General features: G+C 62.4%; 20 protein-coding genes and 1 pseudogene. 14 read left to right on the forward strand and 7 right to left on the reverse strand.

Annotated elements, in window-relative coordinates; genetic code table 11:
• The first annotated feature begins 10 nt into the window (after positions 1–10).
• Both OH764_RS25210 and OH764_RS25215 read left to right on the forward strand, forming a co-directional pair.
• Positions 11–925: an ABC transporter permease gene (locus OH764_RS25210; protein WP_020067995.1), complete on the forward strand. Its 915-nt coding sequence runs from the start codon at positions 11–13 to the stop codon at positions 923–925.
• Between the two features lies 1 nt (position 926).
• Entirely contained in the window at positions 927–1,823 is an 897-nt protein-coding gene (locus tag OH764_RS25215; protein ID WP_020067996.1) for an ABC transporter permease, read from the forward strand.
• Between the two features lie 30 nt (positions 1,824–1,853).
• Here the strand turns inward: OH764_RS25215 and OH764_RS25220 are convergent, their stop codons facing one another.
• The 5 genes from OH764_RS25220 to OH764_RS25240 all read right to left on the reverse strand — a co-directional run bounded on the left by OH764_RS25220 (position 1,854) and on the right by OH764_RS25240 (position 7,273).
• The gene (locus tag OH764_RS25220; RefSeq protein ID WP_498848919.1) at positions 1,854–2,567 is read right to left on the reverse strand and encodes a TetR family transcriptional regulator; all 714 of its coding nucleotides are present in this window, start codon (positions 2,565–2,567) and stop codon (positions 1,854–1,856) included.
• Positions 2,568–2,641: 74 nt separating this feature from the next.
• A complete protein-coding gene (locus OH764_RS25225; protein ID WP_498848920.1) occupies positions 2,642–3,559 on the reverse strand; it encodes an ABC transporter permease in 918 nt (305 codons plus the stop codon).
• Complete coding sequence (locus OH764_RS25230; protein ID WP_498848921.1) at positions 3,556–4,674, reverse strand: ABC transporter permease; 1,119 nt, start codon at positions 4,672–4,674, stop codon at positions 3,556–3,558. The genes OH764_RS25225 and OH764_RS25230 overlap by 4 nt, the downstream gene beginning before the upstream one ends.
• Complete coding sequence (locus tag OH764_RS25235; RefSeq protein ID WP_498848922.1) at positions 4,671–6,251, reverse strand: ABC transporter ATP-binding protein; 1,581 nt, start codon at positions 6,249–6,251, stop codon at positions 4,671–4,673. The genes OH764_RS25230 and OH764_RS25235 overlap by 4 nt, the downstream gene beginning before the upstream one ends.
• Positions 6,248–7,273 carry a BMP family protein gene (locus OH764_RS25240; protein ID WP_498848923.1) on the reverse strand — a complete coding sequence of 342 codons (1,026 nt, stop codon included), beginning with the start codon at positions 7,271–7,273 and terminating at the stop codon, positions 6,248–6,250. The genes OH764_RS25235 and OH764_RS25240 overlap by 4 nt, the downstream gene beginning before the upstream one ends.
• Before the next feature lie 196 nt (positions 7,274–7,469).
• On the opposite strand from OH764_RS25240, the gene OH764_RS25245 reads away from it, so the two are divergent.
• Genes OH764_RS25245 through hpxZ form a run of 5 tightly spaced genes read left to right on the forward strand, consistent with a single transcriptional unit; the run spans position 7,470 to position 11,422 of the window.
• Positions 7,470–8,276: a cysteine hydrolase family protein gene (locus tag OH764_RS25245; protein WP_087754913.1), complete on the forward strand. Its 807-nt coding sequence runs from the start codon at positions 7,470–7,472 to the stop codon at positions 8,274–8,276.
• Positions 8,273–9,424: an amidase gene (locus OH764_RS25250; RefSeq protein WP_498848924.1), complete on the forward strand. Its 1,152-nt coding sequence runs from the start codon at positions 8,273–8,275 to the stop codon at positions 9,422–9,424. The genes OH764_RS25245 and OH764_RS25250 overlap by 4 nt, the downstream gene beginning before the upstream one ends.
• A gap of 11 nt (positions 9,425–9,435) precedes the next feature.
• Entirely contained in the window at positions 9,436–9,627 is a 192-nt protein-coding gene (locus OH764_RS25255) for a DUF4089 domain-containing protein (protein ID WP_498848925.1), read from the forward strand.
• The gene (locus OH764_RS25260; RefSeq protein WP_498848926.1) at positions 9,624–11,045 is read left to right on the forward strand and encodes an amidase; all 1,422 of its coding nucleotides are present in this window, start codon (positions 9,624–9,626) and stop codon (positions 11,043–11,045) included. Before OH764_RS25255 ends, OH764_RS25260 begins: the two co-directional genes overlap by 4 nt.
• The gene (hpxZ, locus tag OH764_RS25265) at positions 11,042–11,422 is read left to right on the forward strand and encodes an oxalurate catabolism protein HpxZ (RefSeq protein WP_498848927.1); all 381 of its coding nucleotides are present in this window, start codon (positions 11,042–11,044) and stop codon (positions 11,420–11,422) included. Before OH764_RS25260 ends, hpxZ begins: the two co-directional genes overlap by 4 nt.
• 288 nt (positions 11,423–11,710) lie before the next feature.
• On the opposite strand, the gene OH764_RS25270 is transcribed toward hpxZ, so the two are convergent.
• On the reverse strand, positions 11,711–12,898 hold the full coding sequence (locus OH764_RS25270; protein WP_498848928.1) for a GGDEF domain-containing protein: 1,188 nt from the start codon (positions 12,896–12,898) through the stop codon (positions 11,711–11,713).
• A gap of 215 nt (positions 12,899–13,113) precedes the next feature.
• On the opposite strand from OH764_RS25270, the pseudogene OH764_RS25275 reads away from it, so the two are divergent.
• From OH764_RS25275 to OH764_RS25290, 4 genes and pseudogenes are all read left to right on the forward strand, one after another.
• A pseudogene (locus OH764_RS25275) lies at positions 13,114–13,289 on the forward strand (GntR family transcriptional regulator); the annotation flags it as partial.
• Positions 13,290–13,657: 368 nt separating this feature from the next.
• Positions 13,658–13,891 (forward strand): hypothetical protein, encoded by a 234-nt coding sequence (locus OH764_RS25280; protein ID WP_498848929.1) that lies wholly within the window; start codon positions 13,658–13,660, stop codon positions 13,889–13,891.
• Positions 13,892–14,017: 126 nt separating this feature from the next.
• Entirely contained in the window at positions 14,018–14,251 is a 234-nt protein-coding gene (locus OH764_RS25285; RefSeq protein WP_498848930.1) for a hypothetical protein, read from the forward strand.
• 126 nt (positions 14,252–14,377) lie between these two features.
• Positions 14,378–14,611 (forward strand): hypothetical protein, encoded by a 234-nt coding sequence (locus OH764_RS25290; RefSeq protein WP_498848931.1) that lies wholly within the window; start codon positions 14,378–14,380, stop codon positions 14,609–14,611.
• Between the two features lie 550 nt (positions 14,612–15,161).
• Here OH764_RS25290 and OH764_RS25295 read toward each other — a convergent pair.
• Entirely contained in the window at positions 15,162–15,956 is a 795-nt protein-coding gene (locus tag OH764_RS25295) for an alpha/beta fold hydrolase (protein WP_498848932.1), read from the reverse strand.
• Between the two features lie 114 nt (positions 15,957–16,070).
• On the opposite strand from OH764_RS25295, the gene OH764_RS25300 reads away from it, so the two are divergent.
• From OH764_RS25300 to OH764_RS25310, 3 genes are all read left to right on the forward strand, one after another.
• Positions 16,071–17,030: a LysR family transcriptional regulator gene (locus OH764_RS25300; protein WP_498848933.1), complete on the forward strand. Its 960-nt coding sequence runs from the start codon at positions 16,071–16,073 to the stop codon at positions 17,028–17,030.
• A gap of 173 nt (positions 17,031–17,203) precedes the next feature.
• A complete protein-coding gene (locus tag OH764_RS25305) occupies positions 17,204–18,055 on the forward strand; it encodes an ABC transporter substrate-binding protein (RefSeq protein ID WP_027778486.1) in 852 nt (283 codons plus the stop codon).
• A gap of 13 nt (positions 18,056–18,068) precedes the next feature.
• Positions 18,069–18,785: an amino acid ABC transporter permease gene (locus OH764_RS25310; RefSeq protein ID WP_498848934.1), complete on the forward strand. Its 717-nt coding sequence runs from the start codon at positions 18,069–18,071 to the stop codon at positions 18,783–18,785.
• Positions 18,786–18,789 lie beyond the last annotated feature (4 nt).

Raw genomic sequence — 18,789 nt, forward strand, 5'->3', positions numbered from 1 at the left:
GAGTGTAACGATGGCCTCGGTCGACTACCTGCAGCAAACGAAGCGAATGCCCGCGCGCCATCGCCGCGTGAGCGCCTGGCTGCAAGCCACGCCGCTCACGCTGACATTCGCGTTCTTCTTCATCGTGCCGCTTGTGATCACGTTGATCGTAAGCTTCTGGGACTTCAACGAGTATCAGATCATCCCGGCCTTCACGTTGAAGAATTACGCGGCGATATTCGACGGTTGCGGCTCGCTGACGGATGTGTGCGTCACCTTCAAGACGTACTGGTCGACGCTCAGGTTCTGCGCGATCGTCTGGGCGGTGACGCTCGTGCTCGGCTTCGCGATCGCGTATTTCCTCGCGTTTCACGTTCGCACGACCGCGATGCAGACGGTGCTGTTTCTCGTCTGCACCATTCCGTTCTGGACCTCCAACGTGATCCGCATGATCTCGTGGATTCCGCTGCTCGGCCGCAACGGCCTCGTCAATCAGGCGCTGATGTCCGCGCATCTCGTCGATCAGCCGCTCGACTGGCTGCTGTATTCCAGCTTCTCCGTCGTGCTCGCGTTCGTGCATCTGTACACGTTCTTCATGATCGTGCCGATCTTCAACGCAATGATGCGCATCGACCGCTCTTTGTTCGAAGCCGCGCGCGACGGCGGCGCGAGCAGCTGGCAGGTGATCCGCGACGTGGTGTTGCCGCTGTCGAAGACGGGCATCGTGATCGGCTCCATTTTCGTCGTCACGATCGTGATGGGCGACTTCCTCACCGTCGGTGTCATGGGCGGGCAGCAGATCGCTTCGGTGGGCAAGATCATCCAGGTGCAAACGGGATACCTGCAATTCCCCGCCGCGGCAGCCAACGCGATCATTTTGCTCGCCGTGGTGCTCATGATCGTCTGGACGCTGACGCGCGCGGTCGACATCAGAAAGGAACTGTGACATGCGACTTCTCGCCCGCCATCGCGAGCAGCGGCCCGCGAGCTTTTACTGGCTCGCCCTGCTCTTCGGACTCTTCGTGCTGTTTCTGTACGGCCCGGTCATCACGATCTTCATTTTGTCTTTTCAGGGTCCTGAGGGCGGCTTGACCTTTCCGATGCGCGGTGTGTCGCTGCACTGGTTCGCTGTCTTGCGCGACGGCGTCGGCGATGTCGATATCTGGGCCGCATTCGGGCGTTCAGTGAAGCTCGCTCTTGCCGTCACCGTGTTGACGGTCCTGTTCTCGGTGAGCGCGGGCCTCGCATTCAGGCGCCGCTTTCGCGGCGACACGGCGGTTTTTTACGTGTCGGTCGCGAGTCTGATCATGCCTTCGATCATCGTGTCGCTCGGCATCGGGCTGACGTTCCGTCTGCTCGACACGCTCATCAAGTATCTGGCGAACGCGTGGGGCTTCCAGTCGTTCGCGGACGGCTGGACGACGTCGATGGGTCTCTACACGTCCGCGCTCGGCGCGCATCTCACCTGGACCCTGCCGTTCGGCCTGCTCGTGATGTTCGCCGTGTTCAACCGCTTCAATCCCGCATTCGAAGAAGCCGCGCGCGATCTCGGGGCCTCGCCGTGGCAATCGTTCAAGAATGTCGTGCTTCCCATCATCGGGCCCTCCGTCATCGGCGTGGCGATGTTCGGCTTTACGCTGTCCTGGGACGAAATCGCCCGTACCTCGCAGGCAATCGGCGATCAGAACACGTTGCCGCTCGAATTGCAGGGCTTGACGACATCGGTTACCACGCCGGTCATTTACGCGCTCGGCACGATGACGACCCTCATCTCGCTGCTGGTGATGATTGGCGGGCTGCTCATCGCGAGGTCGATCGCGCGGAAGCGGGCAAGCGTTCGTTGAAGCGCGCCGCACGCAACGTGCGGCATCCGCTCAGGCATGCGCCGCCAGCTCCGGCACGCGTGCGCCGGCGAGAAACGCGCGCACCAGTTCGTGCGCCTGCGCCTTGTGCGCAGCCTGCCATGAAGGCTCGAGCATCTCCGTCGCGAACATGCGCGAGAGCGTGTACGCATTGGACTTGTGAAAATACGCGAGACTCACGAGCGTCACGTACATGTGCAGCGGGTCGATCCCCGTGCGCAGCGTGCGCGCGGCCTCGCCACGCTTGAGCAGCGTGCGCAGCTTGTCGAGCACGGGCGACGACATCTCCGGAATGGCCTTCGAACGTTTCAGGTAGCGCGCGCGGTTGAGGTTCTCCCACGACAGCAGACACAGCAGTTCAGGGTGCGCAGCGAAGTGTCCTTCGATGAAATCGTAAAGCTGGACGATTCCCGCTACGGGTTCGACCGTCTGCACATCCGGCGCAACGGCGAGTTCGGCTTCGCGCAGCCGCTCGAGCACATGTTCCAGCACTTCGACGTACAGCATCTCCTTGCCGCCGAAGTAGTGATAGATCATGCGGATGTTGACCTTCGCGCGGCTCGCGATGCCTTCCACGCGCGCGCCGCTAAAGCCTTTGTCGGCGAACTCCTTGATCGCGATCCGGAAGATGCGCTCGCGCGTTTTCGCCGCAAGCTGCTGGCGACGCGTTGGCGCTTCCTTCGTGTCCCGGGGGTGTGCGCTGGATGCAGGGGCGTTGCGTGGCATGGTATCGATGAAAGTGGGAAGATGGCGCGGCGAATCGCTATGGTACTCCGCCGCGCCTGGGCGCTCGCGCCGTGTCAGCGCCGGAACGGCTGGGTAAGCGCGGGCGGCGCGGACTGGCGGCCAATCAGACCGGCCACGGCCACCAGCGCGAGCAGATACGGCAGCATGATCAGCAGCGCCGTCGGCACATGCAGGCCGAACATCGGCAGCTGGAATTGCATGGCCGTCGCCGCCCCGAATAGCAGGCACGCAAGCGCCGTGCGGCCGACCTTCCAGTTGCCGAAGATGATCGCGGCAATCGCCAGATATCCTGCGCCGTTGGTCATGCCTTCCGTGAACGTGTGAATATCGCCGATCGACAGGAAGCAGCCCGCCGCCGCCGACATCACGCCCGAGAACACCACAGCGCCGTAGCGGAGCCGCGCGACGCCGAGTCCCGACTGATCCACCGCGCGAGGCGCGACGCCGGTCGCATGCAGCGCGACGCCCAGTGCCGTGCGCCGCATCACGACGGATGTGCCGATCAGCACGGCAAGCCCCGCATACAGCAGCCAGACCTGCGCGAAGACCGGCTCGCCGAGCACGGGAATCTTGCCGAGCACGGCCGGCGACCAATGCGCGAGCCCCGGGATCACCGCGCTCGACCGCTCGCCGAAAATCTTCCGGTACGCGAGCGTGGTGCCGCCAAGCGCCAGAATGTTGATGCCGATGCCCGTCACGATCTGGTTCGCGCGCATCGTCACGCTGAGAAAGGCCTGCAGCAGCGCGAGCGGAATCACGCCGAGCATGCCGCACAACAAGCCGATGACGGGATTGCCCGTAAGCCACGAAAACGTCGCGCCGAGAAACGCGCCCGTCAGCATCATGCCTTCGACGCTCATGTTGAGGACGCCCGCGCGCTCGCTCACGAGTTCGCCCGTCGAGGCGAGCATCATCGGCGCAGCAAGGCGGATCGACGCGCCCGCGAATACCGCGAGAAGTTCGAGATTCATTGCCGTGCGTCTCCCCTGTCGAGCCACATCGCGCCGCCCGCGAGGGCGATCGTGACGATGCCCTGCACGATCAGCACGAGCGCCGACGGCACTTGCGCGATCATCTCCATGTTGATGCCGCCCGAGCGCAGAAAGCCGAACAGCAGCGCCGCCGCGAACACGCCTGTGATCGAACCGCGCGCGAGCAGGCCGACCACCAGGCCGTCGAAGCCGTAGCCCGACGAGAAGCCTGCTTTCAGCGAGTACTGGTCGCCTTGCAGCATCAGTGCGCCGGCGAGGCCGCTGAACGCACCGGCGAGGGCAAGCGCGCCCACGATCGACGAGGTGATCGGCAAGCCCGCGCGTTTTGCCGCGATCGCGTTGAGGCCCGCGGCGCGCAGCGACAGTCCGAAGCGTGTGCGCGTGAGAAGAATTGCCGAAGCGAACGCGAGCGCGACGCTCACCGGCAGGCCGATATTGAGGTTCATGCCGCTCGCGGCGAAGATCGCCGGAAGCTTGGTCAAGTCGGGGATTTCGAGCGATTCGGGCAAGGTCGCCGCGTTGCTCATCGGCTGGCGCAGCAGGGCTTCGCTCTGCACGCACCAGTAGAGCAGCCACACGGCGATGAACGACAGCAACAAGGTGCTGATCACTTCATTGGTACCGGCCTTCGCTTTCAGCACGCCGGGCACGCCGCCCCACACCGCGCCCGCCATCGCCGCGCCCAGCATCGGCACGATGAACGACAGGCCCAGCGGCAGGTGCGCGCAACCGCCATAAAGACTCAACGCTGTCGAGACGATGCCGCCGATGGCGATCTGTCCTTCGCCGCCCACGTTGGTGAGCTTCGCGCGGTCCGCGATCACGAAGCCTGTGCCGACGAGCGCGAACGCGAGGCTGCGATTGATCGACGCGCCGATCGCATACGGCGAGCCCCATGCGCCGTCGGCAAACGCCGCGAGCGCATCGCCGACGGGCACGCCCATCATCGCGATCAACAGCAGCGCGGCAAGCATCGCGACGGCCACGGCCGCTGCGATCACGCCGGCGACGCGCCAATGCGGCAAACGCGTGCGCCAGCCTTGCGCGCCGTGCGCGGCGCCAAACAAGGTCTGCGACTTCATATGCGGATTCATGCAGGTTCTCCCGCGCCCGCCATCCATGCGCCGATGCGGCCGCGATTGCTCGCCTCGGGCGTGCAGGTGCCCATGATGCGGCCGCGATACAGCACGACGATGCGATCAGCGACGCTCATCAGTTCGTCGAGTTCGGAGGAAATCAGCAACACGCCCACACCGCGATCGCGTGCGGCGCGAATGTGCGAGTACACGGCGGCGACCGCGCCGACATCGAGTCCGCGCGTCGGCTGCGCGGCGAGCAGGAACAGCAGCGGATCGAGCGTCAGCTCGCGCGCCAGCACGGCCTTCTGCTGATTGCCGCCGGACAGCCCGCCGAACAGCGCGTCGGGCCCGCTCGCCCGCACGTCGAAGCGCTGCATCAGATCCAGCGCGGCGGCGCGCATCGCACGGCGGCGCAGAAAACCGGCGCGCGTGTACCGATCCAGATGATTGAGCAGCAGGTTGTCGGCGACACTCATGCCCGTCACGCAGCCCACCGCGTGACGATCTTCCGGCACGATGCCCACGCCCGCCTGCGTGAGTTCGCGCGGGCTCGCATGCGTCATGTCGCGACCCGCAACGAAGAAGCGTCCCGCGGATGCGCTCGTCATGCCTGCCAGCACCGCACCGAGTTCGCTTTGCCCGTTGCCCTCCACGCCCGCTATGCCGACGATCTCGCCGCGATTCACGACGAGCGTGCAACGCTCGAGACGCGTGACGCCTTCGGCATCGCGCGCGCTCAATCCGTCGATTTGCAGCACCTCTTCCGTCAGCGGCCGCGAATACGGCGAGCGCGATTCCGCAAGCGACAGGCGGCTTGCCATATCGTCGTCCGTCTCGCCGCGCTCGTGATCCGGACGATGAATCATCGCGTGCACGAGCCGGTCGATCTCCGCCGATGGTGCCGCCGAACGCGCGACTACGCGGCCCGACTGCAACACCGTCGCATGCGTGGCGATCCGGCAGATCTCCTTCAGCTTGTGTGTGACCAGCACCACGGCGCAGCCCCGCTTCGCGACACGCTCACAGGTGTCGAGCAAGGCGTCGATCTCGGCAGGCAGCAGCACGGCCGTCGGCTCGTCGAGCAGCAGAAGACGCGGTTCGCGCATCAGGCACTTGACGATTTCAATGCGCTGCCGCTCGCCCACCGACAGATCCGCGACCTTCGCATCGAGCTGCAACGTCAGCCCGACGCTCTCCAGCACTTCGCGCAGCCGCGCCGCCTCGCGCTGGCGGTTGAGCCAGCCGCGCGCCTGGCCGAGCAACAGGTTGTCGAGCACGCTCGCGTCGTCGACGAGACTGAAGTGCTGATGCACCATCGCGATGCCGTGTGCCAACGCCTCGCGCGGATTCTTCGGGCGATAGGGCGCGCCATTCACATGCATCGCGCCCGCATCCGGCTGATGAACGCCGAAGATCACGTTGCACAGCGTCGACTTGCCCGCGCCGTTTTCGCCGAGCAGGCAGTGCACATCGCCCGGCATCAGGTCGAGCGACACGCCTTCGAGCGCGGTAAACGAGCCAAAGCGCTTGCCGATATCCGTCAGCGAGAGAATCGGCTCGGCGTGCGCGGCGGCGGCAGCGAGCGCGCTCATCCTTCGGAAACCTTGATCTTGCCGCTCAGAATGTCTTCTTCGATCTGCTTGAGCTTCGCATCCATCGCGGGTGTGGATTTGCAGATCACCATGCCGGAGGCCTTGGGACCCATCGCGAGGCCGAACGCCTTGTAGCCCGGCTGCCATTGCCCTTTCTCGAGCTGCTCGATCGCGTACTGTGCCTGATAGCCGACACCCGTGATGCTGTACGCGACGTACAGCGGATCGCTACCGCAACGGTCCGTATAGCTGCCGATGATATGCGTGTCCTTCTCCTTGGCCGCCTGCTCCAGCCCGCGCAAACCGAGATTGAGAATGTGGTAATGAACGTCGGCGCCCTGCGCGACCGCTGCGGCGGTCGCTTCACGCGCTTTCGCGACGTTGTCGAAGTCGCCGGTATAGGCCTCGAAGTACTTCACCTTCGGGTTCACGTAGTGCGCGCCGTTGCCGAACTCCTTGCCCGCGTTGACGATAGACGGAATCTCCATGCCGCCGACATAACTCACCGCGCCGTTCTTCGACAGCATCGCGGCGGCAGCGCCCGCGACGAATGCGATTTCAGCCTGCTTCACGTCGTACCCGGCCACATTCGGCGGCATGTTGTCGCCCTTGTTGCCGCCGACGATCGAGAACTTCACATTGGGAAAGCGCTTCGCGATCTTCAGCACGGCGGCCTGCGTCTGTCCGCCGATGCCGATCACCAGCTGGTTCCGGCTCGCGAGATTCGTGAGCGCCTGCTCCATGTCCGCGTAGTTGATGTTCTCGATGACCTGCGTCTTCAGCTTCGGGCCGAACTCTTTCTGCGCGGCCACGACGCCGTCATAACCCGATTCCATCCAGCCCTTGTCGGTCTTCGAACCGGGAATCAGCACGCCGACGCGCATCGCGTCATCGGCGGCGTGCGCGGCGGGAATGAAGAACGAAGGCGCGGCGAGCGCGACGATCCCTGCCGTGACGAGGCAGCGGGACACGAGATGGCGGCGCAGTCTCGCACGCGATGCCTGTTGTGAACTGACCATCATTGGCACTCCTTTTGCGTTGAATTTCGGTAAGTAGGTTATTCATGACTGAAATGCACGTTGCAACTTCGATGCCAATGCGCGATCCGTCGCGCCCGAAACGCCAGGCGCTCGCCGTCTGGTTGATCGGGCGGACACCGCGCAAGGCAATCCACGACCGACGTTCGAACAACACTCGCAAGACGCTCCGGAGAACTCCATGAACCTCGCTGCAAACCCAGACCTAGCAAGCACGGAAGGCACACTCGGCGCCTTCGCTCACACGCGCTGGACCGCCACCGGCACGCTCGTCGATATGGCTGCGCCGACGCCCGCGCCGCGCATTGGGGTGCTCGATTCCGAACCGCAAAAAGTGCGCTTCGACATCGGCAAATCGGCGCTCGTGATCATCGACATGCAGAACGACTTCTGCACCAAAGGCGGCTGGGTCGACCACATCGGGGGCGATTTCGGTGCGGATCGCGCGCCGATTGCACCGTTGCAGCGCCTGCTTCCCGTGGTGCGCAACAGTGGCGTTCCGGTGATCTGGGTCAATTGGGGCAACCGGCCGGATCTCGCCAACATGCCGCCGAACCAGCTTCATCTCTACAAGCCGACAGGCACCGGCATCGGCCTCGGCGAGCCCTTGCCGGAGCATGGCGCGCGGGTGCTCGAGAAAGATTCGTGGGCCGCCGCCGTGGTCGACGAACTGAAGATCGAGCCGCAGGACATCTGCGTGGACAAGTACCGCATCAGCGGCTTCTGGGACACGCCGCTCGACAGCATCCTGCGCAATCTCGGCACGCGTACGGTGTTCTTCGCGGGCGTCAATACCGATCAGTGCGTGATGCACACCCTCACCGATGCCAACTTCCTCGGCTATGGCTGCGTGATGCTGAGCGATTGCTGCGCGACGTCGTCGCCCGCGTTCTGCACGGAGGCGAGCATCTGGAACGTGAAGAAGTGCTTCGGCTTCGTCGCGGATTCGCTGCAATTCGGCGCTGCGCTCGAAGGGGCCGCCGCATGAGCCCGTTCATTCCAGGCACGCGCTTGCAGGTTGCCGCGACGATGAGCGGCCCGCTCGACGGCTTGCGTTTTGCCGTCAAGGATCTGATCGACGTTGCCGGTACAACGACCGGCGGCGGCAATCCCGACTGGCTCGCGACGCATGGGCCCGCGCCGCGTCACGCGCGCTGCGTCGCCCGGCTGCTGGCAGCGGGCGCCAGCGTGGACGGCAAGACCATCACGGACGAACTCGCCTACAGCCTCGAAGGCGTCAACGCTCATTACGGCACGCCGCTCAATCCGCGCTGGCCGCAGGCGTTGCCGGGCGGCTCGTCGAGCGGCTCGGCGTCAGCCGTCGCGAGCGCTGATGTGGACTTCGCGCTCGGCACGGACACAGGCGGCTCCGTGCGCGTGCCTGCCGCGTTCTGCGGGCTCTGGGGTATCCGGCCGTCCTACGATGCCGCGGCGCTCGAAGGCGTGTTGCCGTTTGCGCCGCGCTTCGACACGGTCGGCTGGTTTGCGCGCACGGGCGAAATGCTCGCGCGCGTTGCGGACGTATTGCTCGATGGAGCGCCTGCTGTGGAGGCGCCTTTGTCCCTCGTACAGTGCAAGGAAGCATTCGAGGCCCGCGCAGCTAACGAGCCCGACGATGCACAGCGCCTGCGCGATCTCTTCCCCACGTGCGACGAAGTCGAAGTCTTCGCTGGTGAGCGATCGCGCTGGCTGCACGTGTACCAGCAATTGCAGGACGATTCGATCGCTGCGTCGTTGGGCCCGTGGATCGACGCGAACGCGCCGCGCTTCGGCGCCGACATCGCGGCACGCTTCGCGCGCCTGAAGACGCTTGACGCCGCCGAAGTCGAACGCTGTCACGTGATGCGCGAAGCTTTCGCGCAGCGCATCGAGCGAATCGTGGCCGACGCGCTGATCGTGCTGCCGACCACGCCACGTTCGCTGTTGAGCAAACAGGAAAGGCCTGAACTGATCGACGCGTTCTATCGCGACGCGCTCACCATGAACACGATCGCCGCGTTTGCTGGCTTGCCTCAAGTCAGCGTGCCCGTCGCGAACGACAGCGAACGTCCGCTCGCGCTGTCGCTGATCGGGCCTCGCGGCAGCGACCGCGCGTTAATCGCTCGCGCGCGCGAACTCTTCCCCACTCTTTTCTGAACGGATAGGTCATGTCCTCTTCCTTCGACACCGCACTCGACCGTTACGTCGACGCAGCGCTCGCACTGCATTTCCCGGACCTTTCCGCCGAAGCCGCCGCGCAGGTGAAAGCCCAGTTCGAGCGCATCGCGCAGCTTGCAGCGCCTGTACTCGCCTATCCTGTCGACACGAATGACGAACCCGCTCCGGTATATCGCCCATGACACCCTCTAGCAGCGGCGCCGAAAGCGCCCTCTCCATTGCGCGGGCGTACGCCCAAGGTGCGTTCAGCGCACGCGAGTTGATCGAAGCGACGCTTGCGCGTATCGACGCCTACGACACGCAGGTCAACGCATTCACCACCGTCACGCGTGAACGCGCACTCGCCGAAGCCGACGCGCTCGATGCCCGCCGCGCCAGCGGCCACAACTTGCCGCCGCTGGCAGGCGTTCCGTTTGCGGCGAAGAATCTGTTCGATATCTCGGGGGTGACGACGCTTGCCGGTTCGCGCGTGCTGGCTGGCGCACCGCCCGCCGCCGCAGATGCGACCCTCGTCGAAAGCCTCTGCGCGCAGGGAGCGATCCTCGTCGGCGCGCTCAATATGGACGAGTTCGCATACGGCTTCACGACCGAGAACCATCACGCTGGACCGTGCCGCAATCCGCACGACCTGACGCGCTCGGCGGGCGGCTCGTCGGGCGGCAGCGCGGCGGCCGTCGCGGCAGGGTTCGTGCCGCTCACGCTCGGCACCGACACAAACGGCTCAGTGCGTGTGCCCGCTTCGCTGTGCGGCGTGTTCGGCCTCAAGCCCACCTATGGCCGTCTGTCGCGGCACGGCACATGGCCGTTCGTCGCGAGCCTCGATCATATGGGCGCTTTTGCGCGCACCGTAGACGACCTCGCGGCCGTCTACGATGCGCTGCAAGGCACGGACGCGCTCGACCCGGCCTGCGCGCAGCGCGGCTTCGAATCCGTTGACACGCGTCCCGGTCCGCTACGCGTTGCGCGTCTCGGCGGCTATTTCGACGCCCACGCAAACGATGATGCGCGCGAAGCCTCGCATGCCGCCGCGCATGCGCTGTCGGCCACGCACACCGTCGAGTATCCGGACGCCGACGCGGCACGCGGTGCAGCGTTTCTGATCACTGCCGCTGAAGGCGGTCAACTGCACATGGAAAACCTGCGCACGCACTATGGCGCTCGCGAGCCGTTATCGCGCGATCGGCTGATAGCAGGTGCGCTGCTGCCCGCCGCGTGGATCGTGCAGGCGCAGCGCGTGCGCGCGGCGTTGCGGCGCCGCGTGCTCGAACTCTTCGAGCGTTATGACGTGCTGATCGCACCGGCCACGCCCGTCGTTGCGCCACGCATCGGCGACGAGTTCATGGAGGTCAACGGCGAGCGGCTCGCGGTGAGGCCCAATCTGGGCATGTTGACGCAGCCTGTTTCATGTCTGGGCTTGCCTGTGGTTGCGGCCCCAATGCGAACCCGCGGCGGGCTGCCTGTCGGCGTGCAACTGATCGCCGCGCCGTGGCGCGAACATCTCGCGTTCGAAGCGGCGCGGCGTCTCGAAGCCGCACAGCTTGCCGTGTCTCCTCCGCCGCCGTTCAGCGAGTTGGCCGCCCATGCGGGAGCGCAGCGATGAACGACATCAACCGGCCCGACGCGCTCGCAGAAGTCAACGCGGCCTTCGACATCTATGAGCAGGCTCTCGTCACCAACGACGTCGCCATGCTCGACACGCTGTTCTTCGATTCGCCGCATACGCTCCGATACGGCGCAACGGAAAACCTGTACGGGTACGACGCGATTCGTGCATTTCGCGCCGCGCGCCCCGGCAAAGGGCTCGCGCGGACTGTCGTGGCGCGTGTCATCACTACGTATGGCGATTCATTTGCGGTCGCCAACATCGAGTTTCGGCGAGATAACGAGGCGCGTATCGGCAGGCAGAGCCAGACCTGGATCAGGACGCAGGAGGGATGGCGCGTGGTGAGCGCACATGTCAGCTGGATGGACGCGTAGCTGTTACAGGGAGCCGCCTTCGTGATCGACTCGCCCGAGATATTGCCGACTCCTCCTCGGTGCGGCGCCCGGCCGTAGCTGACGTTGAACCGACGATGCTCGGTGTCACAAGTGGATCATGCCGAAACAAAGGCGGCCTCTGCCGCAGCCTTCCGCATTGGCAGACGCGCAGCAAACAACTTTGAAGCGGTGCCGATAATCGCGTGATAGTAATGTTTGATTGGGTTTAAACCAAATCCTATGCCTTCGGGTGTGATGCCGCCCATCCGTGAGCGATAGAAGCATCCTCTAAGCCGAGAGCCTGCCCATTCCGTCAAGCAAGCTATCCGCCTGAATGTTGTTCCGGCCTTCCGTCTTCGCACGATATAGCAGTTTGTCCGCAGCAGCGATGATGGCTTCTTCTGTGACATCTGCGTCACCGGCCGTGAGATCCACCGCTAATACCCCGAAGCTCGCCGTGACTGCAACGCTCTGTCCGCCAACTACGACCGGCGTTTGCGCGCAAGAGAGCCTCAAGCGCTCGGCAAGACGCACCGCGTCCGTCTTGTCCATTTCAGGCAGCAACAGCAAGAACTCCTCGCCACCGTAGCGAACGACGCAATCGACCTGGCGACGAACACAGTTGTGGAGGACCGCAGAGCAATTCTGTAAAACAGCGTCTCCGCACAGGTGGCCGAACGTGTCGTTGATGGATTTGAAGTGGTCGATGTCGCACAGGATGACGGCGAACGAAAGCCTGTGGCGCTGTGCCCGCTTGAGTTCGGTCGGAAGAAGAACATCATGCAAATGGCGCCGGTTATAGCACCCGGTCAGATGGTCCTTCATTGCCTGGTCAGTCAAAAGCGCTCTTACGCGATATTCATCGCGCCACAGTCGATGGTAACGGCGCGCAGCGACAAGCCCGAAGCTGTTTGTCAGCAGGAGCAACATGGACATGGTCAGCATGTCAGAGAACCTGAGCGTCAACTTGCTCGAGACGACGATGATGAAGAGCGCCGTCGCTGAAAAGGCGATGGTCTGCGAGACGATCAGTCGGTTCGGGATGAAGACATAGACAACGATCAGCATGATGCTGAAGGACATCGCATGCCAGGGAATTTCGCCGGGCCGATGCTGCACGATCAGCATGAATGTACCCATCCCGACGATTTCAGCAGCAGTTGCGGCGAGCTGAAGCGCGGCACTCGATGCGGGCCGCGTGCGCGCCAGATACAGCCCAGTCATCGCGGTCACCGCAACGAACATCCGGGCGAAAAACAGCAGCAGCGTCTCACTTGTATAACCGAGAGCACTGGCATCGGTCAGAGCGAATGCCAGGTAGAAGAAGGAACAAAAAACAAGCGTCGTACGCAATGTCGCCTGATTGCGGGGCAAGTGATGAGCCTGGAAATTCCGTTCGACATCTTTGTTTCGAAACTCCACTCGCAGCGGGTGAATGTCGAATTCAGCCGGTAATGGGGCAATGATATTTTTCATGTCTTTTTTATTTACCGATGGCGCGATAGCACTTTAAGGCATTTTTCCGATCGCTGTCGGGCAGATTAGGAAAGCTTTGCCCACTTGCTACAGAGCCCAGACCGAGCGCCGCTCGAGGTCGGCGACCGCGTTCGCCCGAATCAGGCGATCCTCCTCAATCTGCTTGACGATACGATGACGTATGCCGTCGTCGGCCGGCCGCATACGTCATCGATGTTTCCTACCGGTCGATGCAGCATCGCGAGCGCTATATCGAACAGGCGAAGTAGCGCTTGCATCTGCTTGAACTGCTCGAACGTGAGCGCAACGAAGGGGCGTCGGAAGCAATGCGCGAGCATCTTTCGCGCACCCCGACGCGCTATCGCGCATCAGCCAGATCCTTGAACCCTGAAGCGTTAGGTCGATGCGCGCAACAACCCCGCCTCCGCCTGCTCGATCAACGCTTCATGGCCATCTAACAGGCCATGGGCGCGTCCTCGTCATTCGAACGAATAAGCTGCCTGAATGCGCGGCCGTTCTCTCAACGCAGACACTCGGCCAAAACGTGTTTGCTATCCCACGACACCTTTTGCTGCCTCACGCCCCGCAACCGCATGAAAATGCTCGCGGGCGATTTAATTTTTTCCTTTATATTCCGCGACTTATGCGAGTTTTGCCAGCTTGCCCGGTTCACGTTGGCACACCCTGTGCAAATACCCCTGTGAGCGCGACAAATAGTGCTCTTCCACCCAGACCGAAGACCCTCACAGGAGATTTACCATGAGCTCGCTGACCATCAAAGACATCGCCCACACCGAAGAACTTTCCGCCAAGGCTCTGTCCGCTGTACGCGGCGGCAGCAACTACAACTTCGGAAACCTCAATGCTGCTTATGGCGGCGGCTTCGCCAGCCCGGGCGTCGTGGTCGCACCCGTCACGCAGACGGACACATACACGAAAGTCGAGATCCCCACGATCCAGAATTTCGGCGGCCTGCAGCTTGCCAAGGCGTGAGGTAAGCGCCGCGGAGAGTCGCGCTGATAGCGGATGCCGTTCGATCCCATAGAGGTGCGCTCTCCCCGCTTGCACGTCGAACCGTACTCTTTAAACCGAAACTGAAACAGCTCCAGGAGACCTACCATGACTTCACTGACCATCAAAGACATCGCCCACACCGAAGAACTTTCCGCCAAGGCTCTGTCCGCTGTACGCGGCGGCAGCAACTACAACTTCGGAAACCTCAATGCTGCTTATGGCGGCGGCTTCGCCAGCCCGGGCGTCGTGGTCGCACCCGTCACGCAGACTGACACGTACACGAAAGTCGAGATCCCCACGATCCAGAATTTCGGCGGCCTGCAGCTTGCCAAGGCGTGAGGTAAGCGACGCGGAGAGTCGCGCTGACAGCGGATGCCGTTCGATCCCATCGAGGTGCGCTCTCCCCGCTTACACGTCGAACCGTACTCTTTAAACCGAAACTGAAACAGCCCCAGGAGACCTACCATGACCTCGCTAACCATCAAAGACATCGCCCACACCGAAGAACTGTCCGCCAAGGCTCTGTCCGCTGTACACGGCGGCAGCAACTACAACGCGGGAAACCTCAACCTTGCCTATGGTGGCGGCTTCGCCAGCCCAGGCGTCGTAGTGGCACCCGTCACGCAGACTGACACGTACACGAAAGTCGAGATCCCCACGATCCAGAATTTCGGCGGCCTGCAGCTTGCCAAGGCGTGAGGTAAGAGATCGGAAGTCGCAATCCCGGATCGCATAACGGATGCACTGCCGTGTCTGACAGCTTCATCTCAGGGGAGCGCAGTGGCAAGGCCAAGCGATTGGTCCAGCCATTGTAGTTCGCTATCCTTCCGACTCCTCCGGACTTGTCACCGAGGTTCGGATCTCAGAGCCCGCCGGCCATTCCGCCCGGCGGGCTTTTTTCACGCGCTTGCAGTCAGCACAGAAATGCCTCGCATCCGCCTTCTTTTCGCACGCTCTAGCTCAACAGCCAGGCGATTGCGAACACCAGAAACAGCCACCGATCCACTTCAACATTGACCGCCGGAAGTTGAAACAAAAACGTCTCATACGCGACGCGTTGGCACTCTTGCCCGCTCGACGCTATCCGAAATGCGCGCCGCATTCGTATAGCACTCAGATTGGCAGCCCGGTTCAGGCAATCCATCCACCGTCGACCGTCAGGCTCTCGCCGGTCGTTTCCTATTTCTGCTGCGAGAGGAAAGACCGTGAGCGCCGACGCCTTCGTATTCGTCAATCGTCGTCGACACGGTCACACGACAAGCTTGCCTACGACTGCCTTAACGAATCCGGCAATGATTTGCGCTACCTCTTCTGGCGCTTCCAGAGGCGACAAATGCCCGGTTGCGGGGATGACCTGCATGACCGCATGAGGGATGCGAGGAAGCAGTTCAGCCTGCAATGTTGCGATGCTATCCACCTGGTCAAGCTCGCCCGAAATGACAACCGTCGGCACGTTGATCGACGCTACTTCTTCTGTAATGTCCTCGTTCATGGCGATGTTGGGCCATGCCGCCTTGGCCTGCGGCGCGCCTCTCAGACTATCGTCAATCACCTGTGCCCGGAGTTCCTCATCAATCTTCCTGGACGTCAGCACGTGATCGATTACGAAATCGACTGACTCACGGGATTGATACGCGCCTGCCAAAGTTGCACGCGCCTCTTCGGTGAGCAAGGTCGGAGACGGAGGCGACGGCGCAACGAGAACCAGACCTATCAGCCCGGCTGGCCGTCTCGACGCGATCAGTTGCGCTACCTTGCCGCCCATCGAATGTCCGACCAACACATAACGCTGCAGACCTAACGCCGCAATTACACCCTCGGCGTCGTCGGCAAGGTCTGCGATCCGATAACCGGTTGCTGGTGCAGAGGAACGGCCCCAGCCGCGGTGATCAGGCGCGACGACACGGTACTGATCCGACAATTCGTCAGCCACCCGATCCCATGTCCGCGATGAGCCGCCGTAGTAATGCAGAAACACCAGAGCCACGTTGCCGCTGCCACGCAGCGAGAGATGAATCCGAGTGCCGCTCGTTTCGATTTCCATGTTCGAACCTCTTTCTGTTTGGGAATGTACGAATCGTAGATTCAAACCTGCGGCTTGATAATTCCCTATTCCGTACGTACAGTCGATAACGCGATTATCGAATTGAAATGGCGAATGGACCGATTGACCAGTCTTGGTATTTTCGTCGCCGCCGTAGAGGACGGCAGCTTCGCCGCAGCGGCGAGACGCTTCGGACTATCGGCAGCCATGGCGGGAAAGCATGTCAGTGCGCTGGAGACGGAACTGAGCGCGCGGCTGTTTCATCGCACAACGCGCCGCCTGAGTCTCACCGATACGGGGCAGACATACTACGAACGCTGTAAGCGCATTCTCGAGTCTTTCGACGAAGCAAACCGGGAGGCAAGTGACTCGCAAGTCACTGCGCGAGGCGTGCTGCGCGTTGCGGCTCCCGTCACTTTTGGCTCGATGCATTTGGGTGCGGTCGTCGGACGCTACCTGGACGATCATCCCGAAGTGAATGTGGAAATACAGCTTGAAGATCGTTATATCGATCTCCTCGATGCTGGCGTTGACGTGGCGATCCGTATCGGACGCCTGCGCGACGAGGGGCTTGTGGTACGCCGTCTCGCGCCTTGCAAAATGGTCGTGTGTGCTTCGCCTGCCTACCTGAAGCGACACGGAACGCCGCGGACACCGGATGATCTGCGTCGCGCACAGCGCCTTGCATTCAGCGAAGCTGTGTCGACAGGTGACTGGACTTTGTTCGACGCGAAGAAGCGCGCGCATTTGATCGATGGGCCCTGCAGAATGGCTGCCAACAACACTCAAATGCTGCTCGCCACCGCAGTTGCAGGAACTGGAATTGCATATGGCCCCACGTTTGTGTTTGGCGAGCATATTCGCCGGGGCGAGCTGGTTGCGCTCTTGCCCAAATATCATGCTGCTGAACTTGCAATCCAGGCCGTGTACCCGAGCGCGCGGCGCATACCGGAGAAAGTGCGCCGCTTTGTCGACTATCTGGCAGAAGCGTTCGGCGATGAGCCACCGTGGGATCAGCGATCGATCACGCGACCGCGATCGTTAGCTAGCCCGACAAAATTCCCGAAGCAATAAGGGTTCTGGCTGCTTGCGCGTCTCTTTTTAGCGTCCAACACTGGGCCATCAATCCGGCTCGCCAGATAACTGTCCGGTATATCGGACAACCTAGTGCTTCGACGGCAAGTGTCACGAACGCGAGGCCACGCTGGGAGCGGTTCTCAGACCAACCCCTCGATCAGGACCTGAACATGAAGCTCGCCACCAAGGGCGCCAAGGCCGCCTTGCTGTTTGCCGCAACCGCTGTGAGCGGACTCCTTGTGCTCTCCGCCTGCACGAAAGTGGCGACGCCCGAGCAGGGCCCAGCGGCAGCGGCGCCTGCATCGACGCTTCAAGCCGTGCTTCAGCGCGGCACGCTGCGCGTTGGCGATTGCCTAACGTTCGCGCCGTTCGGCTTCTACGACAAAGACGGCAATGCGGACGGCTATGACGTCGACCTCGCCAAGGAACTGGCAAAGCAAATGGGCGTGAAGCTCGAAGTCGTGAACACCACTAGCGCGAACCGCATCCCGAACCTGCAGACCGCCAAGGTCGACGTCGTGTTCTGCAATTTCACGCGCAACCTGGAACGCGCGAAGGTCGTCGAATTCACGTCGCCGTACGTTGTCGCGAGCGAAGCGATGCTCGTGAAGAAGAGCAGCGGCATCCAGTCGGCGAAGGACATGAACGGGCGCACCATCGCCACGGTGAAAGGCTCGACCAACGGCGACGAAGTCCGCTCGATGGGCATCCCCGTCAAGATTCAGGAATATGACAGTTCGCAGGCGGCCATTCTCGCCGTCAAGCAGGGTCAGGCCGATGCGATGATCGAGGACAACAACTTCCTTGCGTATCAGGCGAAGCTCGATCCGGAACTGACCGTGACGAACGAAGCACTCGTGCCGCTCGAGTACAACGCGTTCGGCGTGAAGGCGGGCGACCAGGCGTGGCTCAACTATCTGAACCTGTTCCTGTTCAACATCAATGCATCAAAGCTGAATGCGCAGTTGTACAAGAAGTGGTTCGGCGTCGATCCGAGATATCCGCTCAATCCGCAGTTCTGAAGCGGAGGCGCAGATGAGCTATCAATGGCTGACTCTGTGGGGCTACGTCCCCGAGTTTCTGAAGGCTGGCTGGCTGACCTTGCAGGTCACGTTGCTGTCGTTCGTGCTGGCGCTCGCGCTCGGTCTGATCGCGGCGCTTGCTAGCATGTCGCCGTCAGCCATCGTGCGGTTCATCGCGAGAGCTTACGTGGAAGCCATTCGCAATACGCCGGTGCTGCTGCAGATTTTCATCGTGTTCTTCGGCTTGCCGTCGATGGGCGTTGCGCTCGATGCATATTGGGCCGGTGTCATCGCGCTGGGCGTGAACGTGGGCGCGTATCTGTCGGAAGTATTTCGCGCGGGCATGCAATCGGTGCCGCGCGGACAGATTGAAGCAGCCGGCATTCTTGGGCTGGAACGCGGGCAGATTTTCAAGGAGATCGTGATGCCGCAGGCAGCGCGTGCGGTGTATCCGGCCATCGTCAATTATCTGATTCAGTTGTTGCTCGGTACTTCGCTGTTGTCGGCAATTGCGTTGCCCGAACTCACCGGCACCGCCACCGTCATCAATTCGCGCACGCTCTTGTACGTCCAGACGTTTGCGGTCGTGCTCGTCGCATATCTGGTGCTGAGCAATGTGCTGTCGTGGATTGCCAGTCAACTCGGTGCACGCATGTTTCATCCGCCGCTCATCGTCAGGCCGGGTATGCGTTGGGCCGGCTTCACGCTGCGTCGTGCGAATCGTGCATGAGGGA

The sequence above is a fragment of the Burkholderia sp. M6-3 genome (genome assembly GCF_050858985.1).
Taxonomy (GTDB): Bacteria; Pseudomonadota; Gammaproteobacteria; order Burkholderiales; family Burkholderiaceae; genus Paraburkholderia; species Paraburkholderia caledonica.